General features: G+C 66.1%; 20 protein-coding genes. 9 read left to right on the top strand and 11 right to left on the bottom strand.

Annotation, left to right across the window (positions count from 1 at the left end):
• Positions 1-15: 15 nt before the first annotated feature.
• From GUY37_RS18635 to GUY37_RS18625, 3 genes are all read left to right on the top strand, one after another.
• A complete protein-coding gene (locus tag GUY37_RS18635; RefSeq protein WP_166828888.1) occupies positions 16-765 on the top strand; it encodes a M50 family metallopeptidase in 750 nt (249 codons plus the stop codon).
• A gap of 127 nt (positions 766-892) precedes the next feature.
• Entirely contained in the window at positions 893-1570 is a 678-nt protein-coding gene (locus GUY37_RS18630) for an HAD family hydrolase (protein ID WP_166828885.1), read from the top strand.
• A 223-nt stretch (positions 1571-1793) separates the two neighbouring features.
• Positions 1794-4163 carry an HNH endonuclease signature motif containing protein gene (locus GUY37_RS18625; protein ID WP_166828883.1) on the top strand — a complete coding sequence of 790 codons (2370 nt, stop codon included), beginning with the start codon at positions 1794-1796 and terminating at the stop codon, positions 4161-4163.
• 72 nt (positions 4164-4235) lie between these two features.
• Here GUY37_RS18625 and GUY37_RS18620 read toward each other — a convergent pair whose 3' ends face one another.
• On the bottom strand, positions 4236-5846 hold the full coding sequence (locus tag GUY37_RS18620) for a nucleobase:cation symporter-2 family protein (RefSeq protein ID WP_166828880.1): 1611 nt from the start codon (positions 5844-5846) through the stop codon (positions 4236-4238).
• 451 nt (positions 5847-6297) lie between these two features.
• Between GUY37_RS18620 and GUY37_RS18615 the strand changes: the two genes are divergently transcribed.
• Positions 6298-7791, top strand: coding sequence for an 8-oxoguanine deaminase (locus GUY37_RS18615; RefSeq protein ID WP_166828877.1), 1494 nt, complete (start codon positions 6298-6300; stop codon positions 7789-7791).
• Between the two features lie 52 nt (positions 7792-7843).
• Here the strand turns inward: GUY37_RS18615 and GUY37_RS18610 are convergent, their stop codons facing one another.
• Positions 7844-8329, bottom strand: a complete 486-nt coding sequence (locus GUY37_RS18610) for a hypothetical protein (RefSeq protein WP_166828875.1) — start codon at positions 8327-8329, stop codon at positions 7844-7846.
• A 145-nt stretch (positions 8330-8474) separates the two neighbouring features.
• On the opposite strand from GUY37_RS18610, the gene GUY37_RS18605 reads away from it, so the two are divergent.
• Entirely contained in the window at positions 8475-8903 is a 429-nt protein-coding gene (locus tag GUY37_RS18605) for a DUF2871 domain-containing protein (protein WP_166828872.1), read from the top strand.
• Between the two features lie 101 nt (positions 8904-9004).
• Positions 9005-9790, top strand: coding sequence for a type 1 glutamine amidotransferase (locus GUY37_RS18600; RefSeq protein WP_166828870.1), 786 nt, complete (start codon positions 9005-9007; stop codon positions 9788-9790).
• 103 nt (positions 9791-9893) lie between these two features.
• Here the strand turns inward: GUY37_RS18600 and GUY37_RS18595 are convergent, their stop codons facing one another.
• From GUY37_RS18595 to GUY37_RS18580, 4 genes are all read right to left on the bottom strand, one after another.
• Positions 9894-10739: a hypothetical protein gene (locus tag GUY37_RS18595; protein WP_166828868.1), complete on the bottom strand. Its 846-nt coding sequence runs from the start codon at positions 10737-10739 to the stop codon at positions 9894-9896.
• The gene (locus tag GUY37_RS19045) at positions 10736-11350 is read right to left on the bottom strand and encodes a DUF6114 domain-containing protein (RefSeq protein ID WP_208094723.1); all 615 of its coding nucleotides are present in this window, start codon (positions 11348-11350) and stop codon (positions 10736-10738) included. The genes GUY37_RS18595 and GUY37_RS19045 overlap by 4 nt, the downstream gene beginning before the upstream one ends.
• A complete protein-coding gene (locus GUY37_RS18585) occupies positions 11350-11964 on the bottom strand; it encodes a DUF6230 family protein (protein ID WP_166828865.1) in 615 nt (204 codons plus the stop codon). Before GUY37_RS18585 ends, GUY37_RS19045 begins: the two co-directional genes overlap by 1 nt.
• A 339-nt stretch (positions 11965-12303) precedes the next feature.
• Entirely contained in the window at positions 12304-13218 is a 915-nt protein-coding gene (locus tag GUY37_RS18580) for a LysR family transcriptional regulator (RefSeq protein WP_166828863.1), read from the bottom strand.
• A gap of 134 nt (positions 13219-13352) precedes the next feature.
• Here GUY37_RS18580 and GUY37_RS18575 point away from each other — a divergent pair, with 134 nt between their 5' ends.
• Positions 13353-14642 (top strand): M20 family metallo-hydrolase, encoded by a 1290-nt coding sequence (locus tag GUY37_RS18575; protein ID WP_166828860.1) that lies wholly within the window; start codon positions 13353-13355, stop codon positions 14640-14642.
• 36 nt (positions 14643-14678) lie between these two features.
• On the opposite strand, the gene GUY37_RS18570 is transcribed toward GUY37_RS18575, so the two are convergent.
• The 5 genes from GUY37_RS18570 to GUY37_RS18550 form a co-directional block, all read right to left on the bottom strand.
• Positions 14679-16223 (bottom strand): AbgT family transporter, encoded by a 1545-nt coding sequence (locus tag GUY37_RS18570; protein WP_166828857.1) that lies wholly within the window; start codon positions 16221-16223, stop codon positions 14679-14681.
• Between the two features lie 185 nt (positions 16224-16408).
• Positions 16409-17239, bottom strand: coding sequence for a creatininase family protein (locus GUY37_RS18565; protein WP_166828854.1), 831 nt, complete (start codon positions 17237-17239; stop codon positions 16409-16411).
• A complete protein-coding gene (locus GUY37_RS18560; protein WP_166828851.1) occupies positions 17236-17985 on the bottom strand; it encodes a FadR/GntR family transcriptional regulator in 750 nt (249 codons plus the stop codon). The genes GUY37_RS18565 and GUY37_RS18560 overlap by 4 nt, the downstream gene beginning before the upstream one ends.
• An 84-nt stretch (positions 17986-18069) precedes the next feature.
• Complete coding sequence (locus GUY37_RS18555; RefSeq protein ID WP_166828848.1) at positions 18070-19140, bottom strand: alpha/beta hydrolase family esterase; 1071 nt, start codon at positions 19138-19140, stop codon at positions 18070-18072.
• Between the two features lie 82 nt (positions 19141-19222).
• Positions 19223-19936 carry a GntR family transcriptional regulator gene (locus GUY37_RS18550; RefSeq protein WP_166828845.1) on the bottom strand — a complete coding sequence of 238 codons (714 nt, stop codon included), beginning with the start codon at positions 19934-19936 and terminating at the stop codon, positions 19223-19225.
• Between the two features lie 138 nt (positions 19937-20074).
• On the opposite strand from GUY37_RS18550, the gene GUY37_RS18545 reads away from it, so the two are divergent.
• Together GUY37_RS18545 and GUY37_RS18540 are read left to right on the top strand one after the other, a co-directional pair.
• Positions 20075-21091, top strand: coding sequence for a 1-aminocyclopropane-1-carboxylate deaminase (locus GUY37_RS18545; protein WP_166828842.1), 1017 nt, complete (start codon positions 20075-20077; stop codon positions 21089-21091).
• Between the two features lie 2 nt (positions 21092-21093).
• Entirely contained in the window at positions 21094-23517 is a 2424-nt protein-coding gene (locus GUY37_RS18540; RefSeq protein WP_166828839.1) for a transketolase-like TK C-terminal-containing protein, read from the top strand.
• Positions 23518-23545: the final 28 nt, after the last annotated feature.

Genomic DNA, 23545 nt, shown 5'->3' with positions numbered 1-23545 from the left:
GTACACTGGGCCGCTATGGACTTCAAGCAGGCAACGGCGACGTGGTGGGACGCCATCACCTCGGGCTTCGGGCGACAGGACGGGCTCGAACTCGACGTCCTCGGACTCGTCCTCGTCATCGGGGTGCCCCTGGTCGTGACCTTGACTCCGGGAATCTGGCGGTTCTTCGGAATGTTCGTGACCTTCGTCCACGAACTCGGCCACGCCTTCGCCGCCCTCATGACCGGACGCGTGATCAAGGGGATCTCGCTGAACTTCGACCATTCGGGGCAGATGAACTCATTCGGCCGAGTCGGGTTCTCCGCCACCTGGGCGGGATTCTGGGGATATCCGGCACCGGGCGTGCTCGGACTCGTCCTGGCCACCTCGGCGGTCTTCGGTTGGGCCCCCTTGGCGCTGTCGGTGGGGGCGCTGATCCTGTTGGTCGCGCTCATCTTCATCCGGAACTTCGCGGGTGCGGTCATCGCTGTGATCACTGCGATCGCGGCCCAGCTCGTCGTCGTGTTCCTGCCTCTGGAATGGATCTCGGTCTTCGTCGCCGCACTCGGCACAGCGCTGACGATCGGGTCGCTCAAGGATCTCGTCAAGGTCATCCGCGTCCACACGCGGAGGCGCCGGGTGCAGCAGTCCGATGCGTATATCCTCGCCCAGGGTTCGCCGCTGCCCGCGGGGGCCTGGCTGACTTTGTTTGCGCTGGTCATCATCGTCTGCGCGCTCGCCACCGCACGAGTGCTGTATACGGCGGTGTCGGTCGGCGCGGTATGACCGCGGTTTTCTCAGGCTCCTGAGCCGGAGGGCGGGGCGGCGAGTCGGCGTGGATGTCGTCCGTCGGGCCGTGGTGCGGGGTGGATGCCCGTGATTCCACGTCTGTGGCGGGTGGCAGAATCGGGGCATGGTCGCACTTCCGAAATTCTCCGCTGTCCTCTTCGACTGTGATGGGGTCCTCGTCGACTCCGAAAGCATCACGAACGGTGTCCTCCACCAGATGCTGCAGGAGCTCGGCTGGCAGCTGAGCGCCGAGGAGTGCATTGCGCGATTCGTCGGCAAGATGCTCCGGGACGAGGCCGATGTCATCGAGGAGCAAACCGGGTTCCGCATCGACGCGGAGTGGATGACGGAGTTCCGTCGTCGCCGCAATGACCAGCTCGCGGCCTCCCTCCAGGCGATTCCGGGAGTCGTGGCCGCGGTTCATCGCATCGCCGAGATCTACCCGGGCAGGATCGCCTGTGCATCGGGTGCGGATCGCCCGAAGATCGAACTGCAGCTGCGCAAGATCGGCCTCTTCGACGTGTTCGAGGGCAGGATCTTCTCCGGTATGGAGCAGCCGAATTCGAAGCCCGCCCCGGACGTCTATCTCGTGGCGGCGGATTCCTTGGGCGTCGACCCCGCCGAGGCGGCCGTGATCGAAGATTCCCCCACCGGGGTGATCGCCGGCGTTGCGGCCGGGTCCCATGTGCTCGGGTTCTGTCCGGATTCGCCGGTGCATCAGAGCGCGGAGACGCTGTTGGCGGCGGGTGCGGCCGAGACCTTCACCCTGATGGAGCAGATACCTGGTCTGCTCACAGAATAGGTCACGATTCCTGTGGGAACCGAGGGTAAGGCGATCTTGGGAACATGGCGGACCGAGTGAACGATGTTCGATGGCGGCGCGAAACTGCGAACATCAAAACCCATCAAACATCATAAAAAATCGGTCAGATTCTGTTTGTAATCGAATTGTGATGTTCATTGAAGCCATCCTCAAGTAGAATAAAACCAAGGCATTCACATCGATGTGAAAGGCGGCGAGACCGATGAAGGATCCTCAGGATCCGGGCAACAGTGGTCTCGAGCCTGCCTCGAATGAATCAGTCTCCAACTCTCCCGCGCCCTCGACCGACTCCGCTTCTTCGCCTCAGGCGCCACTCGTCGGCCCCGACTCACCCCGTCACCTCGACGTCGACCCCGATTCGCCGATGGCCGTCGTCGTCAGCCTTACACGCTTGAGCACGGGCGTTCGCCTGGCAGAATTCCAGGCCGTCGCCGGCCTGTTTCTGTCCGATGCCATCGAGAAGCTTCGCTACGCCGAGGGCGACGCGGTCTACTACCACGCAACTTTCACCGAAACGGCCGGTCGCTTCATCACGGCACGAGACGGTCTGCTCCCCGAAAAGGACGACTTCGTCGACCCCTGGGCATCCACCGGCTTCGTCTTCGACGACCGCGCTCTCGATGCGTCCGATGACGATGCCGACCTCGATGAAACTGTCGAGGACACTGACCGCGCGGACGCTGTCGAGCCTGAGGACACTTCCACTCCCGATGAGGATGCCGACTCAGATGAGGAAGCCCTTCCTGAAGACGCTTCCGCCGAAGTCGATGGTGAAACGGAAGACGCCATTGACACGGTCACCTGTGCCAGTGCTCCTGAGCAGGCGCCGGCGAAGCCGCTTCCGAATTTCCCCAAGTTCGGACTGCACAAGTCATTCAACAGCTGGGTCCACGACCTCGCCACGCGCGAAGAGATCGCCGAGCTGACCACGGTCCTCGGTTCGACGAGCGACGGTGCCTACAACGAGATCACCAGCGCGGTCACCCTGGCATTCGGACTGCCGAAGTTCTTGCAGCGGTGCCTCGCCGGTGAGTTCACGATCGAGCATGTGCTCGCAGCTACTCGGGCTATCAAGGACGTCGCCTTCGAATATCTGCCCCGGCTTGATGCCTACCTCGGTGACCGCCGCGCTGATATCACCCTGGAGACTTTCAAGAAGTCGCTGAATCTGAAGATCGCGGCGCTCGTACCCGTCGATGATCGGGTCGAACTGGCCGAGAGGCGTCGGCGGGTCGACATCATGACCTACCCTGACGGGACCGCCTCGGTGACCCTGTCGGGGCCTGCCGTGGAACTCAACGCCTTCTACCTGCGGATCGAGGCGTTCGCTCGGGCGATTCGCAACGGCAACATCTCGGCACTCACCGAGGAGAACACCGCCGGTCTCGAGGTCGCCGATCAGGACAGCATCGCCGCCCTCATGTTCGACATCGCCACACGAGCAACCCCGCAGATGGCCATCGCCGTGACGACGCACGACACCACGACCGGAGAGACCTCCACCAACGAGATCGCTCTCGAAGCTGCTGACCAAGCCGACCCCACGGCTCCCATCACCGCAGCAGCCGTCGATCGCACCGCGCACGCGGCGCAACGAGAAGCGGAAGCGTTCGCCAGCACCGGCGTCGACGTGAAGACCACCATCAAGCTCGTCATGCCCACCCACGGACAATGGGTGCGGGAGCAGGCGAAGATGATGGTGACGGTTCCGTATCTCACCGCAGTGGGCAAGTCAGAGCTGCCCGGAACGTTCTCGGACGGTACTCCGGTGCCGCCGGCCGCGGCACGGGCTCTCGCAGGAGAGAGCCCCACTTGGCACCGGATCCTCACCGATCCCGCGACCGGGACGCCGATTGATGCCCGCTCGCGCAGCTACTACATCCCTGCCGACGTGCGCGCTCCTCTGAGCGGCAAGTGGCAGTCCTGTTCTGCCCCGGGCTGCACCCGCCGGGCAGAGACCTCCGAAGTCGACCACATCATCCCCTTCGACCATGCGGATCCGGCTCGAGGCGGACAGACGACGTTCGAGAACCTCCACCCGCTGTGCGCACCTGACCACCAGGCGAAGACCGACCGCAGGTTCTCGATCCGGAAGACCGATGACGGGGCGGTGGAGTATGCCTTCACGCGGGGCGTCGTCGCAAGAATGTATCCGCCCGACAACCCGATCAACGCCGAGCATGCTCGGCAGATGGAGAACTATGCCCACCTGCCGAATCTGCTTGACGAGGGGAAGCCTGGCGACGCACCACCGGTTCACGACAACGGGTATCCGAGTCCCGCGAGTCGTCTCGAAACCACGGATCCATCCCGCAATTCCGAACGAGGGGACGAGTGTGTCCCGACTGCTGGGAGCAAGGGCATCCTGAACTCCGCGGCGCGCGATGCGACGCCCAGTGACTCAGCGCCCGATGTCTCAGCGCCCGAAGACCCGGCGCTGCGCTGGACCTCGGAAGCCGAGCTCACCCCGGCTGAAGAGAAAGAGAACTCTCGCCGGCCGCAATGGGCGAGGGCCGCCCAGGAATCGAGCTGGGATGCCTATTGGAAACCAGAGAAACCGCCTCCGTTCTGACGGCAGCCCAATTCTGCACGTTACCCCGGCCGATCGTCCCTCCAGACGGCGGCCGGGGCTCGAGCGGTCGTTCTAGTCCTCATCCGCGGCGATGAGGCGGCGGACGTCGTCCTGGCAGCGGACCTCACCCTTTTCGGTGGCGTCGATGACCTTCTCGTGCTGCTTCTCGGTGACGACGGGAACCTCTTCTCCGTTGCAGTCGACGATCTTCCCGTTCTTGACGGTGTCGCCCTCGGTGAGGATGGCCTCGTTGTCGATGAGTCGCTGCAGCTCTTCCTTGCGGATGACTCGACCGGTGCCTGCCACGAAGACCGAACGGTCCGAACGGTCCTTCGTCCGCGCACCGATGTGGTTGAAGACGAGGTTGAGCAGCACCGCCATGAGCGTGGCCGAGGAGATGCCCGAGTGGAGGATGATGCCGACCCAGTCCGGGAATGCGTTGTAGAAGTCAGGCTCAACGACCGGGATGATGCCGAAGGCCAGCGAGACCGCCACGATGATCATGTTGAGGTTGCCCTCGTATTCGACCTTGGACAGCGTGCGGATGCCCGAAGCGGCGACCGTACCGAACAGGACGATGCCCGCGCCGCCGAGAACCGGCGTCGGCACCGCAGCAACGACACCGCCCATCACCGGCAGCAGGCCGAGAACCACGAGGATCGCACCACCGGCAGTGACGACGAAACGCGACTTCACACCGGTGATCGCCACCAGGCCGACGTTCTGTGCGAACGCCGACTGAGTGAAGGAGTTGAAGATCGGTGAGACGGCCGACGACAGCATGTCAGCACGAAGTCCCGAAGCGATGCGTTTGGAATCGACCTTCGTGTCGACGATCTCGCCGACGGCGATGATGTCCGCAGTGGTCTCGGCGAAGGTGACGATGATGACTATGAACATCGAGATGATCGCCGCAGCCGAGAAGGTTGGCATACCAAAGGCGAATGGCTCGGGGAACGCGAAGATGCCGCGATCAAGCACATGGGAGAAATCGGCCCAGCCGAAGATGAGACAGCCGATGGTGCCGATGACGATGGCCAGGAGGATCGACAGTCGGGAGATCACGGCGACGGGAATCCGGCTGAGGATGAGCACGATGGCCAGGGTGACCACGGCGATGAGGATATTGCGCATGCTGCCGTAGTCGGCGGCCTCGGCGTCGCCGCCCATGGCCCAGCCTGCGGCCACAGGCATGAGTGAGAGCCCGATGGTCGTGATCACCGTGCCGGTGACCACCGGCGGGAAGAACTTCACGATGAGCGCGAAAGCCGGCGCGACGATCAGGCCGATCACCGAGGCGACCAGCACCGATCCGAAGACCGCAGGCAGGCCATCGCCGCCGGCCAGAATGGACGTCATCGTCGCGACGCCGGCGAATGAGACGCCCTGGACCAGAGGGAGCTGGGAGCCGAAGAACGGCACACCGACCGACTGCAGGATCGTCGCCAGACCGCCCATGAAGAGACAGGAGGCGATGAGGAGGCTGATGCCGTTGCCGTCGAGGCCGGCGGCATTGCCGATGATGAGGGGAACCGCGATGATTCCGCCGTACATAGTGAGCACATGCTGCAGCCCGTAGGCGAAGGAGCTGCCGACTGGAAGCCGTTCGTCCTCCGGCCGGGCCGGCTTGCTGCCGACCGCTGATCTGCGGTCGCTGCTGGGTGATTGATGGGATACCGACATCTATCTCTCCATTGAGTACGTCCTCGGTGTGAAGACCTCACTGTGACTTGCCGACCTCAGTGGCCGGTTTGGCATGCGAGCGGGCATCAGTTCGACCGAGGGATCGGTTGCATAATTCCGTTATGCGAAAGGAATATTCCTTATCGCAAAACTCTAAAGGAATACCATTTGGCTCGCAAGCCGTTTTTGTGACTCGCGGCACATGCTAGAGTCCACGGGAGTCGTGTACTCATCCTCGGCAATCTACTGATCGTTCGCTCAGTTCGATGGTTTTGGATCATCGTACCGTCCCACCGACCAGTGGGTACAGTCGGGGATCACCGATGAGATACCGAACGGCGGAGCAGCAGACGCCGGAAAGCCTGAGCTGGTGGCGTCGGCCCCAGTTCTGTCGCCACAGACCAATAGTGCGCGCTCGACGCGTACGGTTCAAGAGCTGAAAGGCGACAGGATGATCGACACCAACGAAACCGACACACCGGCAGCGGGGAACCGCCCAGGACCAGAGAACTCCCAGGCATCAGGGATCCGTCCGGCAGCGAGACTCTGGCTGCGCGATCCGCTGGCCGTCCACCTCGGTGCCGGTGTCGATCAGGATCAGGCGGCGCGCGGAATCGTCATCGACCGGGCCACCGAGACCATCGTCGAACTCGTCCCCGCAGGCGGCGAGCCCTCATCGGGCGGGGCCGACGGGGCCACCGGCGCTGACGAGGCCCTCGAAGTCGTCGATGCCTCTGCGCACGTGATCACTCCCGGGCTGATCAACACGCATCATCACTTCTATCAGACGCTGACCCGGGCGTGGGCGCCCGTCGCGGACCTGTCGCTGTTCGGGTGGCTGCTGAACCTCTACCCGGTGTGGGCCAGACTGACCCCGCGCGCTCTCGAACTGGCCACGACCGTGGCGATGGCTGAGCTGCTCGAATCCGGATGCACGACCGCCGCCGACCACCACTACCTGTTTCCGTCCGGCATGGACGAGGCCATCGACATTCAGGTCGACGTCGTCCGGAGACTCGGCATGCGCGCCATGCTCACCCGCGGGTCGATGTCCCTGGGCGAGGAGGCCGGAGGGCTGCCGCCGCAGCAGACCGTCCAGGATTCGGATGTCATCCTCGACGACTCCCGCCGCCTCGTCGAGATCTTCCACCAAAGAGGACCCGGCGCCCAGATCCAGATCGGCTTCGCCCCGTGCTCCCCGTTCTCCGTGACCACCGAACTCATGCGCGACAGCGCCGCACTCGCCGCGGAACTCGATGTCCGCCTCCACACCCACCTGGCCGAGACCATCGACGAAGAGGACTTCTGCCGCGAAACCTTCGGGCTGCGCACTGTGGACTACCTCGAATCCGTCGGATGGCTGGGGGAGCGGACCTGGCTGGCGCACGGTGTGCACTTCGACGATTCGGAGATCGGTCGCCTCGGTGCCGCCGGGGTCTCTGTCGCCCACTGCCCGACCTCGAACATGCGGCTGGCCTCGGGCATCGCCCGCGCCGTCGAACTCGAGGACGCCGGAGTCGCTATCGGACTCGGCGTCGACGGATCCGCATCGAATGATGCTTCGAACCTCATCCGCGAGGTTCGCCAGGCCCTCTACATCCAACGCCTGCGCTACGGCGCCGAGGCGGTCACCTGCGACCGTGTCCTCGACTGGGCGACGAAGGGATCGGCGACCGCGCTCGGCCGCGACGATATCGGCACCATCGAAGTCGGCAGGCAAGCTGACCTCGCGATGTTCCGCCTCGACGGCCTCCCGTTCTCCGGATCGCACGACCCGATTCCCGCGCTCGTTCTCTGCGGAGCGGAGAAGGCCGACCGGGTCATGGTCGGCGGACAGTGGCGGGTCATCGACGGCCGCGCCATCGGCGCGGACGGAGTCGAACTCGACAAGGAGGCGCTCATCGCGGCTCATCAGGAGGAGGCGCGCCGTCTCGTTGCCGGGTGAGGATTGGGGCGGCGGGATGAGCTGAGGGATGTCGGGCGGGCAAAGGGGGTTCTCAGTCCTCGGGTCTGCGGAACACCTCGCGCAGGTGGTCGCCGGTGAGGAAATCGCCGACGCCGATCATGACGAGGCTGAACACGATCTGCTCAGTGATCATCCACACCGGGTAGAGGCCGGGGATCGCGGCCATGACAAGGGTGATGATGGGGAAGATCTGCGTGAACAGGCGCAGGCGCTGGTAGCCCCAGTAGAAGCCCTTGGTCGCGCGCCAGAAGAAGTAGAAGAGGGTCACGGTCATGCCGAGGACGACGACCGTGCGCATCCACACGGCAAAGGGAACCGGCTCGCCCGCGCGGGCGATGATGATCGCGTAGACCACGGCCCCGAAACCGAGGACGAGCTCGAAGAGCAGCAGCCAGGTGATCCACGCGAAGGCGCGCTTCGTCTTCGGCAGCTCCAGACCTTCCGACGGCACGAGGATGCCGGCCTTCTTGCCGCCGGCGATGTGGTCGATCTTCGCGAACAGGGTCTCCATGGCCATGCCACCAGGCTAGCCGTGCCACGGGCTCCGCGCCCGCGTTCCGCGGCTTCGGATGCCTGTGTGATGGAACATCAATCGAAAGTTGGGGATGCAGTTCAATCGTGCGGATCAGGTTTCCGCGCGGGGATCCTGATGGAGTGGAAGCATGAAGAAATCATTCTCTGCAGCATTCACGTACATGATCATCGGAGTCCTCGCGGGACTGTTCTACCGCGAATTCACCGAGGCCAACGACTTCCCCGAAGGCGAGTTCACGCAGCTCGCGGTGGTCCACACCCACCTGCTCACGCTCGGCTTCATCGTCATGCTCCTCGTCCTCGCGCTGGACAAGCTGTTCGGACTGTCCGGGTCGAGGCTGTTCTCGTGGTTCTTCTGGCTCTACAACGTCGGAATCGTCCTCACGGTCGGCATGATGATCTGGCACGGCTCACTCACCGTCCTCGGCGAGGTGTCGAACGCCATGATCGCCGGCATCGCCGGACTCGGCCACATCGCCCTGTCCGTCAGCCTCGTCCTGTTCTTCCTCGCTCTGCGCAAGAAGGTCGTGAACGGGCGGGCCGTGACCGCCGAGTAGGGTTGCTGCCGTCGTCCAAGGCGGCGAGCGTCTGTCGAACCGTGCACCGTTCGACAGACGCGTTTCGCCCCAAAGCCTCGGTGAAAGGCCACAATGGTGGCATGAGCAGTGATTTCCCGCGCAGGGTGCGCATCCTCGCCATCGAGCATGAACGTGGAACCGGGCCGGAACGGTTCGGCGATTGGCTGGCCGAAGCCGGCGCCGAGGTGGTGGTGACCCGACCGTATCTCGGCGAAGTGATCCCCGCCGAGGCGCTCCCCGCCGAGGCGCCTGACCGCGATCCGAATGCTTCCGCGGCCGGTCCGGCCGGTTCTTTCGACGCCCTCGTCGTCCTCGGCGGGTCCGCCGGACCCCTCGAAGATGCCGAGAATCCCTGGTTTCCCGAGGTCCGACGGCTGCTCGGGCGCTCGATCGCCGGAGAGTTCCCGAGCCTGAATATCTGCCTCGGCGGGGAGATGCTCGCCGTCGCAGGCCACGCTCCGATCACTCGTCGGATGCACCCGCAGATCGGGATCTACGAACTGCGAGCCACCTCGGCGGGCGGGTCCGACCCCGTCTTCGGGGCACTGGCCCACGGGCCCCTGCCGTCCGTGCTCTTCCATCAGGAGGAGATGGCGCTGCCGACAGGGGCAGAACTCCTCATCACCGGCTCCGACGCGCCGGTCCAGGCCTTCCGCCTCGGCGAGAGTGCGTGGGGCACTCAGTTCCACCCGGAAACCGGCGCCGGTCAGATCGCTCGCTGGCTGAGCGGCAACGATCTCGCCCTGCCGGCAGGCAAGACCGAGGACTCGATCATCGCCGAGGTCGAGGCTCACGATTCCGCACTCGTCGACAGCGGTCGGCGATTGGCTCGTGCCTTCGTCGGATTTCTGGAGGGCCGGCGCTAGGCAGGAATGCACGAAGGCCGCGGACTGAGTCCGCGGCCTTCGTGCCTGTCCGCCTCGATGGGCGGTGCCGCCTCGGTGAGGGGCACCGTCTCCCCTCAACGGGTCAGTCGGCCTTCTTGAGCTTCTGATCGGTGTTGGAGTAGTAGATCCCATCGGCGGTCGAGCCGACGAGCCCCATGGTCACTCTCAGCAATCCCGGTTCGACGTCGTCCATGGGCGGCGGCGTCTCCGGGCCCAGGGTCAGCGACTTCCCGTCCTTCGTCGTGGCGGTGATCGAGCCGATGTACACGGTGACATCGCCTTTCAGCGTCATCGTGTCGGCCGTCGTCACCAGCCCGTGATCCTCGTCAGGCGGCTTCACGGTCAGTGAGAACCCGTTGATCGAGATCTCGTCGGCCTGCAGCTTCAGCGTCACGATGCTCCCGCCGTCTGCGGTGGGCACGGAGACGAACGAAATTCCCTTGAGGCCCTTGAATGACAGTCCTTCCGAGCCCATTGCGGCCGGAGTCTTCGTGAAGACCGGCGCGTTCTCATCCATCTGTGCATCGGACGGGAATTCGCCGTTGCCCTCTTCCTCCGAATCCTCATCCGAATCCTCGTCCTCGGTCGGGTCGTCGCTGGGCTCATCGAGTCCCAGGCCTCCCGGGCCCGTGGGCTCCTCCGAAGGTTCCTCCGTCGGCTCCTCGCTCGGTTCATCCGTGGGGCCCGGTGCGGGCAGCGAGGGGCCCGTCGTAGGCGGATCGCTTGGTTTCACGGGCATTCCGGGCGACAGGCTTCCCGCCGGTGCGGGGTCCTGGGACTTGGCGGAATCGTCGTCATCGCACGTGCCCACGAGCGAGCACAGCGGTGACGAGTGGGCGGCTGCAACCGATCCCGCCCCGAGAGTCGTCGGGAGGATCAGGACAGCTGCCGCCAGGATCGAGGCCGTGCGGCGGCTGGGTGCCCTCATGCAGTCTCCCCCTCAGCGGCTTCGGATTCCTTCGGTCCGCGTGGTCCCATCCATGCGACCACGAGGATCGCGCCGATGGTGGACAGCAGCATGCCGATGATGAATCCGCCGAGGTTCACTCCGATGAGCGAATAGACTGCGAGGACGAGGCCGATGATCCCGTAGAAGACATGGTGCGTGGGCCGGAAGATCGACAGCAGGGCGAGCACGACGATGACGATCGGGATGACCGTCGCCTGCAGACCCTCGATGCCGAATTGGATCTGCATATTGCCGAGGTCCAGCTGGCCGGAGAAGAACAGTTCGATTCCTCCGAGCACTGCAAGCACACCCCCGATGAACGGACGCTGCCGACGCCAATGCTTGAACCCTCGGCCTTTCTCGGCGCCTTCGGTCATCTCGGCCCCCTCGCTGCGCTCAGCATCCCCCGCCTCCGGCGTCGGGACGGCGAATTCTGCCGTCTCGACGCCGGATTCGAGGTGGTCACTCCGCTCATCGGCGCGTCGACTCCGCCGGGACAGCGCAAGCAGGCTCGTCTTCTGCACGGTGGCTTCCTGTTCGGCGGCCTCCCGTTCATCGGTCGGCTGCCCGTTGGCTGCTGAGTCCTTCATCAGTCGCACGTCTCGGATCCGTCGGTGAGCTTCAGCGACATGTCTTTGAGCGTGAAGACCGAAGCCGTGGTCGACCAGGAGTCCTGCTTGAGGCCCTTGATGGAGATGGTGTCGGAGTCCTGAGCGAAGTCGCCCTTGCTTCCCTTGGCCTTCGTGTTGACGTCGGAGGCGTCGACGCCGATGCGGATGTTCTTGAACTCCGCATCGCCCTCGAGTCCGGTCATGCCGATCTGCAGGTCCTTCGCCGAGGCGGGGGTGCCCTTTCCGCCGGCCTTGATGAGGATGCCGACCTTGCCCAGAGGAGTCTCCTGGACAGCCGACTGACAGAGGTTCTCCAGTGTCGCGTCCTTGATGTTCGCGGTGACGACGGCGTGCTCGCCGCCCTCGGCGTCCTTGGCGACTCCGCTGTACTGGGAGAAGCCGGTTCCCTCGAGCTGCGACGAGGTGATCTTGAACTGAGTGCCGGAGATGGCGAACGAGACCGGGACCGCTCCCTGGGCCACCCCGCCCATGAGCATGGCCGAGACGACGCCGGTGGGGATCGCGACCATCGCGATGCGACCGGCGTGAGATGAGACGAGCCTGCGGATCAGGCTGGGATTGCGGAACTTCATTGATCCTCCTTGACCACCGACGGCATGGTCGGCATCGGCATGTGACGTAAGTTACTACGGGGTGTTACCAGACAGTATCGCGGGTGAAGTTTGAGCGTCAACAGGTTTTGCCGCCGTCGTGCTCAAGGGTGAGCGCTCGGGCGCCTGTGAGACCTGGTCAAAAGCTTCCCTGTCGAATCCGGTCGTTCGTCATCATTCCAGGTCAGGCGGTGCAGTCGGAGCGTTCGGGGGCGTGACTTGGCCCGCCCTCGACGCACCGGCTGCTCCGGCGGAGATGACAGAATCCGAGCGGACGCCGTTCGTGAACAAAACTTTCAAAACTCAGCGACACCCCCACGCTCAGAGCTTGGCGAACTCGTGGGCGAGAGCCGCACGCAGGGCGATGATCCGCGGAGCCCGAGCACTGCCGCGGCGGATCGCCGTCGAGAGCCTCCTGCTCGCAGGTTCGGGCAGTCGGCTCGTCGTGATCGTCCCGGAATCGGTGCCCGTGCTCGCAGCGGCAGCCTGCAGCGACAGGCGGGGAACCAGCGCCGAAGCGAGGCCGAGGGAGACGAGTCGGACGAGCAGGACGATATCGGAGGATTCCGTGTGCACCGCGGGTTCGAAGCCTGCTCTCCGGCATTCGGCACGCGACCAGTGCCCGGCACGGGTGTCGGCCGGTTCCATGGCCCAGGCGTGGTGGGCGCAGTCGGCGAGGCTCGGCGGAGCCTCGGCGTCGATGGTGCGGGGAGTGATGAGGCAGAGTTCGTCGTCGCCGAGCACCTCGGTCTCGACTCCCTCGTCACGGCGGGCGGGCCGCGACGGATAGTCCTCTTGGAGGACGAGGTCGAAATCCCGGGCGAGCAGCGCCGGGACGGCATCCTCGGTGCGGATATGCGTCGTGATGACGGTGAGGTCGGGATGGTCGCCGGCCAGCCGGGCGAGAGCGCCGGGCACGATCGTGTGCAGGGCCGTCTGGAAGGCGGCGATACGGACAGTCCCGCCCACTCGATGCCGAACCTCGGCGATCTCGGCCTCTGCGGCTTCGAGTTCACGCAGGACCGCCTCGGTGCGGGTGACGAGGATCTGTGCTTCCTCGGTCAGGCGGACTCCGCGCCCCACGCGCTCGAGCAGCACAGCGCCGGCCTCGGTCTCGAGGATCTTGAGCTGATGGGACACCGAGGACGGGTCCTGGCCCAGAGCGGCAGCGGCGGCGGCCAGGCTGCCCCGCGCCGCGACCTCCCGCAGCAGGCGGAGCCGTCTGAGACTGAACATCGTGCCTCCAGCGCGGTGCAGATCAAGAGAGAATCTCATGAGAGAAGTTCATGAGTGATGGTGGAAGTAAGTCTATCGATTTCATGGGTATGTGTTCGTAGGCTCGACAGCAGAGACTCGAGAAAGGACACTCAATGACCTCCACCACCGCGACCACAGGCCACAAGGACAATTCAGACCTCCGCATCGACGGAGACCGACTGTGGGCCGACCTCATGGAACTCGCCGCGATCGGCGCCTTCGACGACGAGGCGACCGGCCTCGTCGGAGTCAACCGGCAGTCGCTGACCGACGAGGACCGGACGGGCCGTGAACTGCTCGTCTCCTGGATGGAGGAGCTGGGCCTCGAGATCACAATCGACGAGATGGGCACGATCTTCGGGCGCCGCGAAGGTCGGGAACCCGAGCTCGCACCGGTGCTCATCGGCTCGCATATCGACACCGTGGCCACCGCCGGTGCCTTCGACGGCTGCCTCGGAGTGCTCGGCGGACTGGCCGTCTTCCGTTCCTTCGCCGAGGCGGGGCTGCGTCCCCGCCGTCCCATCGTCGTGGCCGCGTGGACCGAAGAAGAGGGGGTGCGCTTCGGCACGGATATGCTCGGATCCGCCGTCGCGGCGGGGAGGCTGAGTCTCGACTACGCCTACGGCCTCACCGATGCCGCGGGTGCCAGGCTCGGGGACGAGCTGATGCGCATCGGCTTCAGGGGAGACCGTCCGGCCCGCCTCGAGCCGCCGCATGCCTACCTCGAATGCCATATCGAACAGGGTCCGGTGCTGGCTCAGGAGGATCGTCCCATCGGCATCGTCACCGGAGTCCAGTCGATCTCCTGGCAGAAGGTGACCCTCCACGGGCGTGCCGCCCATGCGGGAACCACCCCGACCGAACTGCGCATCGACGCCGGCCTGGCCGCCGCACAGATCATCATCGAGGTCCGCCGCATGGTCGACTCCGGGAGATACGGGCGGCTGCGCGCGACGGTCGGGCACGTCACAACCTCGCCCGGGCTGCCGAGCGTCGTGCCCGACCGGGCCGAGATCACCGTCGACCTGCGCAATCCCGATGATGAGGACATGGCCCGCGCCGAGGCGGACCTCGCCGCCTTCCTCGACACACTTCCCGACAGCCAGCCGGGGCTGCGCGTCGAGACCGCACAGATGGCCCGGACGAAGGCGGTTCCCTTCGCCGAGGAGGTCCAGGACGTCCTCGAGTCCGCCGCGAAGGAACGCGGATACGATTCGATGCGACTGATGTCCGGGGCCGGTCACGACGCGCAGGAGATGGCGGCGATCGCCCCGGCCGCCATGGTCTTCGTCCGCGGCCGATACCAGGGGATCAGCCACAACCCCCGGGAATACTCGACACCCGAGGACTGCCGCGCCGGCGTCGAAGTCCTCGCCTCGGCAGTGCAGGAGCTCAGTGTCTGAGCGGCGACCGACTGTTCCGACTGCGCGCGGGCATGGTCAGCGCACCGGCGCATCGGGACCGAGCGGAATGCCCAGACCCCACCACAGGAAGAACAGCAGGCTCCAGCTGATCGTCATGCACACCGCCAGCGGCAGGGTGTGCGAGGCGAGCGTGCCGATGCCGGCGCTCTTCTGATACTTCTGCATGAAGCCGAGCGCGAGGATGAAGTACGGGCTCATCGGGGTGATCGCCGTCGAACCGGAATCGGCGATGCGGAAGATCGCCTGCGAGGTCTCCGGCGGCACCTCGAGGAGCATGAGCAGCGGCACGATGACCGGAGCCATGATCGCCCACATCGCCGAACCGGAGGTGATGAGCACGTTGACGACCGAGAGGACGAGCAGGACGAGGATGAACACCACCCAGGTCGGCAGACCGAGGCCGGTGAAGAGTTCGGACACGGACACCGAGACGAGCATGCCGATGTTCGTCCACTCGAAGTACTCGAGGAACTGTGCGATGGCGAAGAAGAGGACGAGGACCCCAGAGATCGACGCCAGTCCCTGGCCCATGAGCTTCGGGACGTCGGAGAAGGTCTCGATCGTGCCCTCGCGGAAGCCGTAGACGATGCCGCCGATGCCGAAGAGCATGGCGATGAGGAAGGCGATTCCGGTGAGGAAGGGGGACTCGCCGAAGGGTCCGTCACCGCGCAGAGGAGCCCCCTCGGGGACGACGAGGACGACGATGGCGACGACCGCGGCGATGACGGCGAACATGGCCAGGCGCAGAGCCGAGCGCTCCTTGTCGGAGATCACGAGGTCTTCGTGCTCGGCATCCTCATCGGCCTCGAGGTTGTCGCGCTTCATGAGCACGAGCTCGGTGACGATGGTGATGACGACGGCCAGCAGGATGGAGCTGGCGATGTTGAAGTACCAGTTGCCGATCGGGGTGACGATGTAGTCGGGATCGATGATGTTCGCCGCGGCCGTCGTGATGCCCGCGAAGATCGCATCATTGGGTGTCGGGATCGGGCTGGCATCGTAGCCGGAGGCGATCGAGGTGTAGGCGACGATGACGCCGAGGACGGGGGAGCGGCCGACGGCCTTGAACACCATTCCGCCGAGCGGCACGAGGATGACGTAGGCCGCCGCCGAGGCGACGTGTGAGACAGTGCCCATGAACGCGACCGTGAACACGATCAGCCCGGCCGGGACGCGGGCGATCGAGACCTTCATCGCCGTCGACAGCAGGCCCGTGCGCTCGGCCAGGGCCACACCCATGATGACGACCATGATCGTGATCAGCGGCGGAAACGTCTCATAGGCGTCGAGCGCGGTGCTCACGGCCATGGCAACACCCTTGCCGCTGAGCAGATTGTTCACCGGGGTCCATTCCCCGGTGCCGGGATCCTCGACTCCTGCGCCGGCGAAGGAGAGGACGAGGCTGAACACGGCGAGGATCGCCGCGAGGATCCAGAACAGCCAGAAGGGGTTCGGCAGCTTGTTGCCGACGACTTCGATGACGTTGAGGGCGCGGATGACCAGCGGCAGCTTCTCCTGCTCGGACGTCTGCGCGGTGTCGGTGGTCTGGGTCGGTTTCATGTGAGCTCCTGAGAGTCCAGGCGGATGGATCCGGATGGAATCCGGTCGGATGAGGACGGTCGGACGGAGGTGCCGGGCAGTGTTTTGGGGCAGGGACCGCCAGGGCCCGGTGACTCCGGCGCTGGAATCGGGTGATGACGGGGTGGGGTATTCGGCCGGGGCGGCCGGTCAGTGAGAAGCGGCTGTCACAGTCTCTGCAGCTCCCGACAGTAGGCGACGAGTCGGTCGACGACCTCGCCGAGGATGCCCTCCCCGGCCGCGACCGTGGCGGTCCGCGGATCGCCGAGCACGCCGTTGTCGGCGTAGCGGTCGAACGTCACCGCTGTCGACGGTGACTTCGTTCGCGAGAGTCGGGCGCGCGGCTCGAGATCATCGAGCCGGGTGGCGCCGGGGTTGAGATGGTCGGTGTCGACGAGGTCGGCGTCGATGGCGAGCATCTGGGACGTTTCGGACTCCCCGCAGTGGCCGCTGACCTCGGTGCGCGGCAGGGCTTTGGTCGTCTCACTGGCCAGCGCCGAGACCGGGGCATAGGCGAAGACGAAGTCGGGGCGGGTGGCGAGCAGAGACTGCTGGACCACACCGAGCGCGGCGAGGTTGCCGCCGTGGCCGGTGATGACGAGGAGTCTGTCGAACCCGGCATCGGCGAGTTCATGCACGATCGAAGTGACGAGGTCGATGAAAAGCCGGGGGCCGATGTTGATCGTGCCCGGCAGGAACCGGTGATGCGGGGAGACGCCGTAGTCGATGCTCGGCAGAACGAAGGCACTGCCGGCCCGTCCCCGGGCGCCGTCGGTGAGTGAGTCGCCATCGGTGAGCGCGTCGACGACTGCGCGGGCGACGTGAGCGGCACGGATGTTGTCGGTGCCCAGAGGAAGTCCGTCACCGTGCTGTTCGCAGGCGCCGACGGGAAGGACGAGCAGGCTGCGGCGTTCCTTCGCACGCTCGACCTCGAGTGAGGTGAGGTCGGCGTAGTCGCGGATATGCGAACGGATCTCGGTGATCGTCGGCCGGGTCATCGTCGTGATCCTTCCGTGGGGCCGGTGTCGCCGGTGTGGGCGGCGTCGTCTGCCCGGACCGTGTCGTCGGCCGTGGTCGTGCCGTCGGCCCAGTCGGCGAGGACGGCGGCCTTGATCGCCTCGAGGTGCTTGCGGGTGCGGTGGGAGGCTTCGAATCCGTCGCCGCGGCGGATGGCGTCGAGGATGTCGGCGTGTTCGTCGTGATCGCGCAGACGGTCGTAGCTCGTGCGTGCCGCCTGCTGGGTGCGGGAATGGATGGCCAGCAGGGACACGAGCATCTCGTGCAGGGCACGGTTGCCCGAGGCGCGGGCGAGTTCGACGTGGAAGTGTCCGGCCGGCACCGCGGTCGTGACCTGGAGGGCATTGTCGAGCGCGGACTCCATCGAGTCGACGGCATCGGCGTCCTGTACGTCGGCGGCGAGTTCGGCGATGCCGGGTTCGATGGCGATGCGGGCGTCGAGGAGCTCGATGGCGGCGGCGAGGTCGACGGGCACATAGTGCGGGTTGTCGAGGATGCGGCGATTGATCGCTTCGCGGACGTAGGTGCCCGAGCCGTGCTTGAGTTCGACCGACCCCGTCGCTTCGAGCCGGCGCAGGGCCTCCCGGACGGTGGGCACGGTGACCTCGAAGCGGGAGGCGAGCTCTTTCGCCGAGGGCAGAGTCTGCCCGGGCTGGAGGTTTTCGGTGCGAATGGTTTTGACGATCTCACGCGTGAGCCGTTCGACGAGTCCGACAGTGGACGTCATGGTGCTCTCCTTCAAGTGTTTAAGTCATCTAATCACTTTGATGATCGGTGTGTCAACGGTCACTCTTGACCGGGCACTGTCCGGTCACTTCTGGTCCGGTCCCTGCGTCGCGCCCGGATGGCTGAGGAAGAAGTCCCAGATCGTGTCCGTGGCCGAGAAGTCCTTCGTGACGTACCCGCCGCCGCTGTAGACGAGTTCGCCCGGCCAGACGTGGCCGCCGTCGGCGACGGAGTAGAGCTCGACGGCGGCGGATCTGCCGGGCTTTACGGCCGAGTGGCTTCCCGCTCCGCACTGCGTCCACTGGGTGCGCACCACGTCTTCGCCCTTGCGGCCGACCTGGCGTTCGGTCTCCTTCTCGCAGTCGGAGGCGTCTGCCCAGGGCCGGATCCAATCGCGCACACTCGGGTAGTCCTCGCCCTGGCGGTGGCCGCCGTCGTAGTGCATCGTGGCATCGCCTGTGCCGTGGATGGCGAGCATCGGCGTCGGGATCGAGTAGTCACACCCCTCGGTCGATTGCGGGTAGTAGGCGCCGGCGACGGGGGCGAAGGCGGAGAAGCGATCGCGCAGATGGCAGGCGAGCACGGAGACCATTCCGCCGCCGTTGGACTTGCCGGTGGCGAAGATCCGATTGAGGTCGATGCAGTGCTCGGATTCGACCTCATCGAGCAGGTCGGCCACGAACGCGACGTCATCGGCACCGCTGGCGTAGGGCGCCCCCTGCCAGGAGCGTTTGCCGTCGTTGAGGTCGCCGTCGGGGAAGACCGTGATCGCCGGCAGCTGCGGCAGGCCGGTGTAATTCTGGAACTCGGCGCCGTCGGAACCGTTGCCGTGGAACCCGAGGACGAGCGGCAGGGGAGTCGCGATCTCGTAGTCGCGCGGGATGTTGATCCGAAAGCTGCGCTCGCCGTCTGCCGTGGTGATGGTCTTCTCGTCGTTGCCCGGCTTCTGCTCTGTGCCGCAGCCGGCCGACAGGGCGGTCGGCATCGAACCTGCTGATGGCTGCGCGGCAGCGGTCGTGGAGGCGGGCTGCGGGCTCGAAGAGTGCGGCGTGCCCGACGATGCTCCTGCTGTCGGTCCGGCGGTCCCCGTCAGGAGCGCGAGGCTCGCGGCCGCCGCGAGCAGTGTGGTCGTGAGTGTTTTCGTCGTCGATGACATCCTCGGTCCTCTGATCGTCGGTGATCTGTGGTGAGGACTCCAACACAAGTCATCATATGACTTAATGAATCAGCGGCATTTCCTAGGGCTGCTGCCCGGTGATCGTCGACCAGTTCGCTCTGGTCAGCGCAACGCCTCGTCTCTGATTCCCCGCCCGGACCGCGCTGATGATCTCGATGTGCTGCTCGGGCGAGGCCGAGCCCTTGACCGACTCGAAGTGAAGGAATTCTGCGCGACGGAGGGTGGCCGTGACCACCTCGAGGTGCTCGGGGATGAGGGGGTTGGCGCACCGATCGAGGGCCACCTCGTGGAAGTCGTCGTCGGCCGCGATGGCCGCCTCGGCATCGCCGGCCGCCAGGGCCGCACTCAGCCGGTCATTGGCCTGCTCCATCTGGTGAAGCGCCGCCTCGTCGAGCGCGGAGAATGCGAGGTCGAAGGCCAGGGCGTGGAGTTCGGCGGCGATCTGGCGGGCGCTGACGATGAGATCGGGGTCCTCGGGGGCGACTCTCGTCATCTTTCCCGGTTGGGCCACGACGAGACCCGCCTGCGCGAGACGCTGCAGAGCCTCGCGCACGGGCGTCCGAGAGACCTGGAGCCAGGCGCCGAGCTCCTGATCGCGCAGCTGTTCGCCGGGGGCGAGCTGACCGCGGACGATGGCGTCGCGGATCGACCGGTAGACGTCATCGCGCAGCAGGGTGCGGTGCGGCGCCGGGCTGTCCGTGGGGATCGGCACGTTCTGTCCTCTCTTCGGGCGGCGCTGGGCGCGGGTGTGTGCGGCGACGGATTCTCGAGTCATCGAACGTCGATCTGTCATCGAGCGTCGATCTGACGTCGAAGCCGATTCATCTACCCATTGTATGCTTCTCCGAAATGCAATATATTGCATATTGCACGATGCGATCCAGGACACATCGCCCAGAGAACCGAGGACACCATGGCCATCACCGACTTCGAACGCCACCCACTGACCTTCGGTCCGAGCCCGGTCCACGAGCTCCCGCGACTGAGCGACCACCTCGGCGGGGCCCGCGTCTGGGCCAAGCGCGAGGACGTCAACTCCGGACTCGCCTTCGGCGGCAACAAGACCCGCAAGCTCGAGTACATCGTCCCCGACATCCTCGCCTCCGGGGCGGACACCCTCGTCTCGATCGGCGGCTACCAGTCCAACCACACCCGCCAGGTCGCCGCCGTCGCCGCTCACCTGGGACTGAAGGCCCGCCTCGTGCAGGAGCGCTGGGTCGACTGGGAGGATCCGGGCAACGACAAAGTCGGCAATATCGAACTCTCGCGCATCATGGGTGCCGATGTGCGTCTCGACTCGGCCGGATTCGATATCGGCATCCGTTCGAGCTGGGAGAACGCCCTGGCCGAGGTCGAAGAGGCCGGCGGAAAGCCCTACCCGATCCCGGCGGGTGCCTCCGAGCACAAGTTCGGCGGACTCGGCTTCGCGAACTGGGCCTATGAGGTCGCCGAGCAGGAGAAGGAACTCGGCGTCTTCTTCGACACCATCGTCGTGTGCACCGTGACCGGCTCGACGCACGCGGGAATGATCGCCGGATTCGCCGCACTCGAAGCCGCCGGCGGCCGCCCCCGCAAAGTCATCGGCATCGACGCCTCCGCCACGATCGACAAGACTCGCGACCAGGTGCAGCGCATCGCGAACACCACCGCCGACCTCATCGGACTCGGCCGCGAGATCACCGACGACGAGGTCGACGTCCGCACCGGCTGGGAAGGTCCCGCCTACGGCATCCCCGACGAATCGACCGTGGGCGCGATCCGCACCACCGCACGGCTCGAAGGCGTCATCCTCGACCCCGTCTACGAGGGCAAGTCGATGGCCGGACTGCTCGACCTCGTCGGCGACGGCACCATCGGATCGGACTCGACCGTCCTCTACGCCCACCTCGGCGGACAGCTCGCCCTCAACGCCTACTCCTCGATCTTCTGACGATGACCACCGCACAGGAACCGGCCCCGCAGGAAACAGAACGCCACCAGTTCGAGACCTCGCTGCAGGTCAGCCCGCCGGGGACGAACGACCGTCCGCTGCGAGCCTCGGCCTCCGGCGACGAGGAGATCCTCGACGAGATCGCTCAGAGAGTGCTGTGGCTGGCGACATCGATCATCGACCGCGCCAACCGGGGGCGGACGAACCCCGACAGGGTCAAGGTCGGCGGGCACCAGTCCTCCTCGGCGTCGATGACCGGGATCATGACGGCGCTGTGGTTCACCCAGCTGCGCTCGATCGACCGGGTCTCGGTCAAACCCCACGCCTCACCGGTCCTGCACGCGATCAGCTATCTGATCGGCGACCTCGGCGAGGAGTATCTGGACACCCTGCGCAGCCGCGGAGGACTCCAGCCCTATCCCTCACGGACGAAGGACCCGGATACGGTGGACTTCTCCACCGGGTCCGTGGGCATCGGCGCGACCGCCCCGATCTGGGCGGCGCTGTCGCACCGCTACGTCTCCGACCGCTTTCCCGAGACCCCGGAAGCCGGCCGCTTCTACTCCCTGCTCGGCGACGCGGAGATGGACGAAGGGGCTGTGTGGGAGGCGATCATCGACCCGGAGGTGCGCAGCCTCGGCGAACTCGTGTGGATCGTCGACCTCAACCGTCAGTCCCTGGACCGGGTCATCCCCGACGTCCAGATCCGCCGGCTGCAGGGCATGTTCGACGCCGCCGGCTGGCAGGTGCTCACCTGCCCGTGGGGACGCCGATTAGAAGCCGTGTTCGCGGCCCCCGGCGGGCAGGCGCTGGGGGACCGGCTCGTGACGATGCCCAATCCCGAATACCAGCGGCTGCTGCGGGCCCATCCGTCCGAGATCCACGACCGACTGCTCTCGGGTCTCACCGACACCGAGGCGGCCGGACTCTCCACGGTCATCGACGGATTCGACGGCGACGGTCTCGCCTCCCTCATCCGTGACCTCGGCGGTCATGACCTCGGTCAGCTCATCTCCACCTTCGACGCCATCGACGACGACCGTCCGACCGTCGTCTTCGCCTATACGATCAAGGGCAAGGGGCTGGCCACCGAGGGCCACCCCGGCAACCACGCCGCCCAGCTGACCGAGGCGCAGATGCGCGATCTCGCGACCGCCTCGGGGATGGACCTCGACGATCCGTGGGTCGCCTTCGACCCGGACACTCCCGCCGGTCGCCTCTGCGCGAGGACGGCTCAGCGGCTGGCTCGGAACCCGGTCGAAACGCACGCCGTCGCCGAGGTGCCCGTCGAGCTCGGCTTCGCCCCCAGGCCCCAGGTCTCCACCCAGGCGGCACTGGGTCGGTTCCTCTCCGACCTCAAGCACGTCGCCCCCGAGGTGGCCCGGCTGGTCGTCACTCTGTCGCCGGACGTCGCGACCTCGACGAACCTCGGCGGATGGATCAACAAGACCGGAATCTGGTCCCCGGCGGGCCGCCACGACTGGTTCGCCGACGACCGGGAACGGGTGCTGCGCTGGCAGGAGGGAACGAGCGGTCAGCACATCGAACTCGGCATCGCCGAGGTCAACCTCGTCTCCCTGGCCGGGGAGCTCGGCGCGACCGGGCAGCGCTGGGGCCAGCCGCTGCTGCCGATCGCGACGATCTACGATCCCTTCATCAACCGGGCCCTGGAGCCGTGGACCTTCGGCCTCTACGCGGGCGGGCGCTCGATCATGGTTGGCACGCCCTCGGGCGTCTCGCTCGCCCCGGAGGGCGGGGCGCACCAGTCGTTCAACACGCCCTCGGTGACTTTGGAGATCCCGGGCCTGACCAGCTGGGAACCGGCCTTCGCCCAGGATCTCGAGTGGACCCTGCTCGAGGCCATGCGCGAACTCGCCGACCCGGACGGCGACTCCGCGTACTTCCGCCTGTCGACGAAGCCCGTGGCCCAGGAGCTGGCGGCAGTTCCCGAGGATCCGCTGCTGCGGGCCCACCGCCGGGACCAGGTCATCGCCGGCGGGTACCGGCTGACCGCCCGACCGGCCGCAGAGGACGAGGTCACGCTCGTCGGGGCCGGGGCCATCATGACCGAGGTGATTGCGGCCGCGCATCGCCTCGAATCGATGGGTGTCCGCGCCGGTGTCGTCTGCCTCACCTCGCCGTCGAAGGTGTTCCGGTCGGTCCAGGAGCGTTCGCAGGTCCGTGCCAGTCACCGCTCGGCCATCGCCGATGAGCTGTTCCCCGTCGCGCACCCGGCGCCCCTCGTCACCGTCCTCGACGGACACCCCCACACTCTGGCGTTCCTGGCCGGGGTGCGAGGGGACCGCACACGGAACCTCGGGGTCACGGAATTCGGTCAGGCCTCCTCGGTGAGCGAGGCCTACGAGATCCACGGCATCGACACGGCCTCGATCGCCGCGGCGGCGCTCGAGGCCGTGGGGCGGTGAATCCGCGAACGACACCGGAATCCGCGAA

Source organism: Brevibacterium limosum (assembly GCF_011617705.1).
GTDB classification, from domain to species: Bacteria; Actinomycetota; Actinomycetes; order Actinomycetales; family Brevibacteriaceae; genus Brevibacterium; species Brevibacterium limosum.
This window is presented reverse-complemented; position numbering and strand designations above follow the sequence as displayed.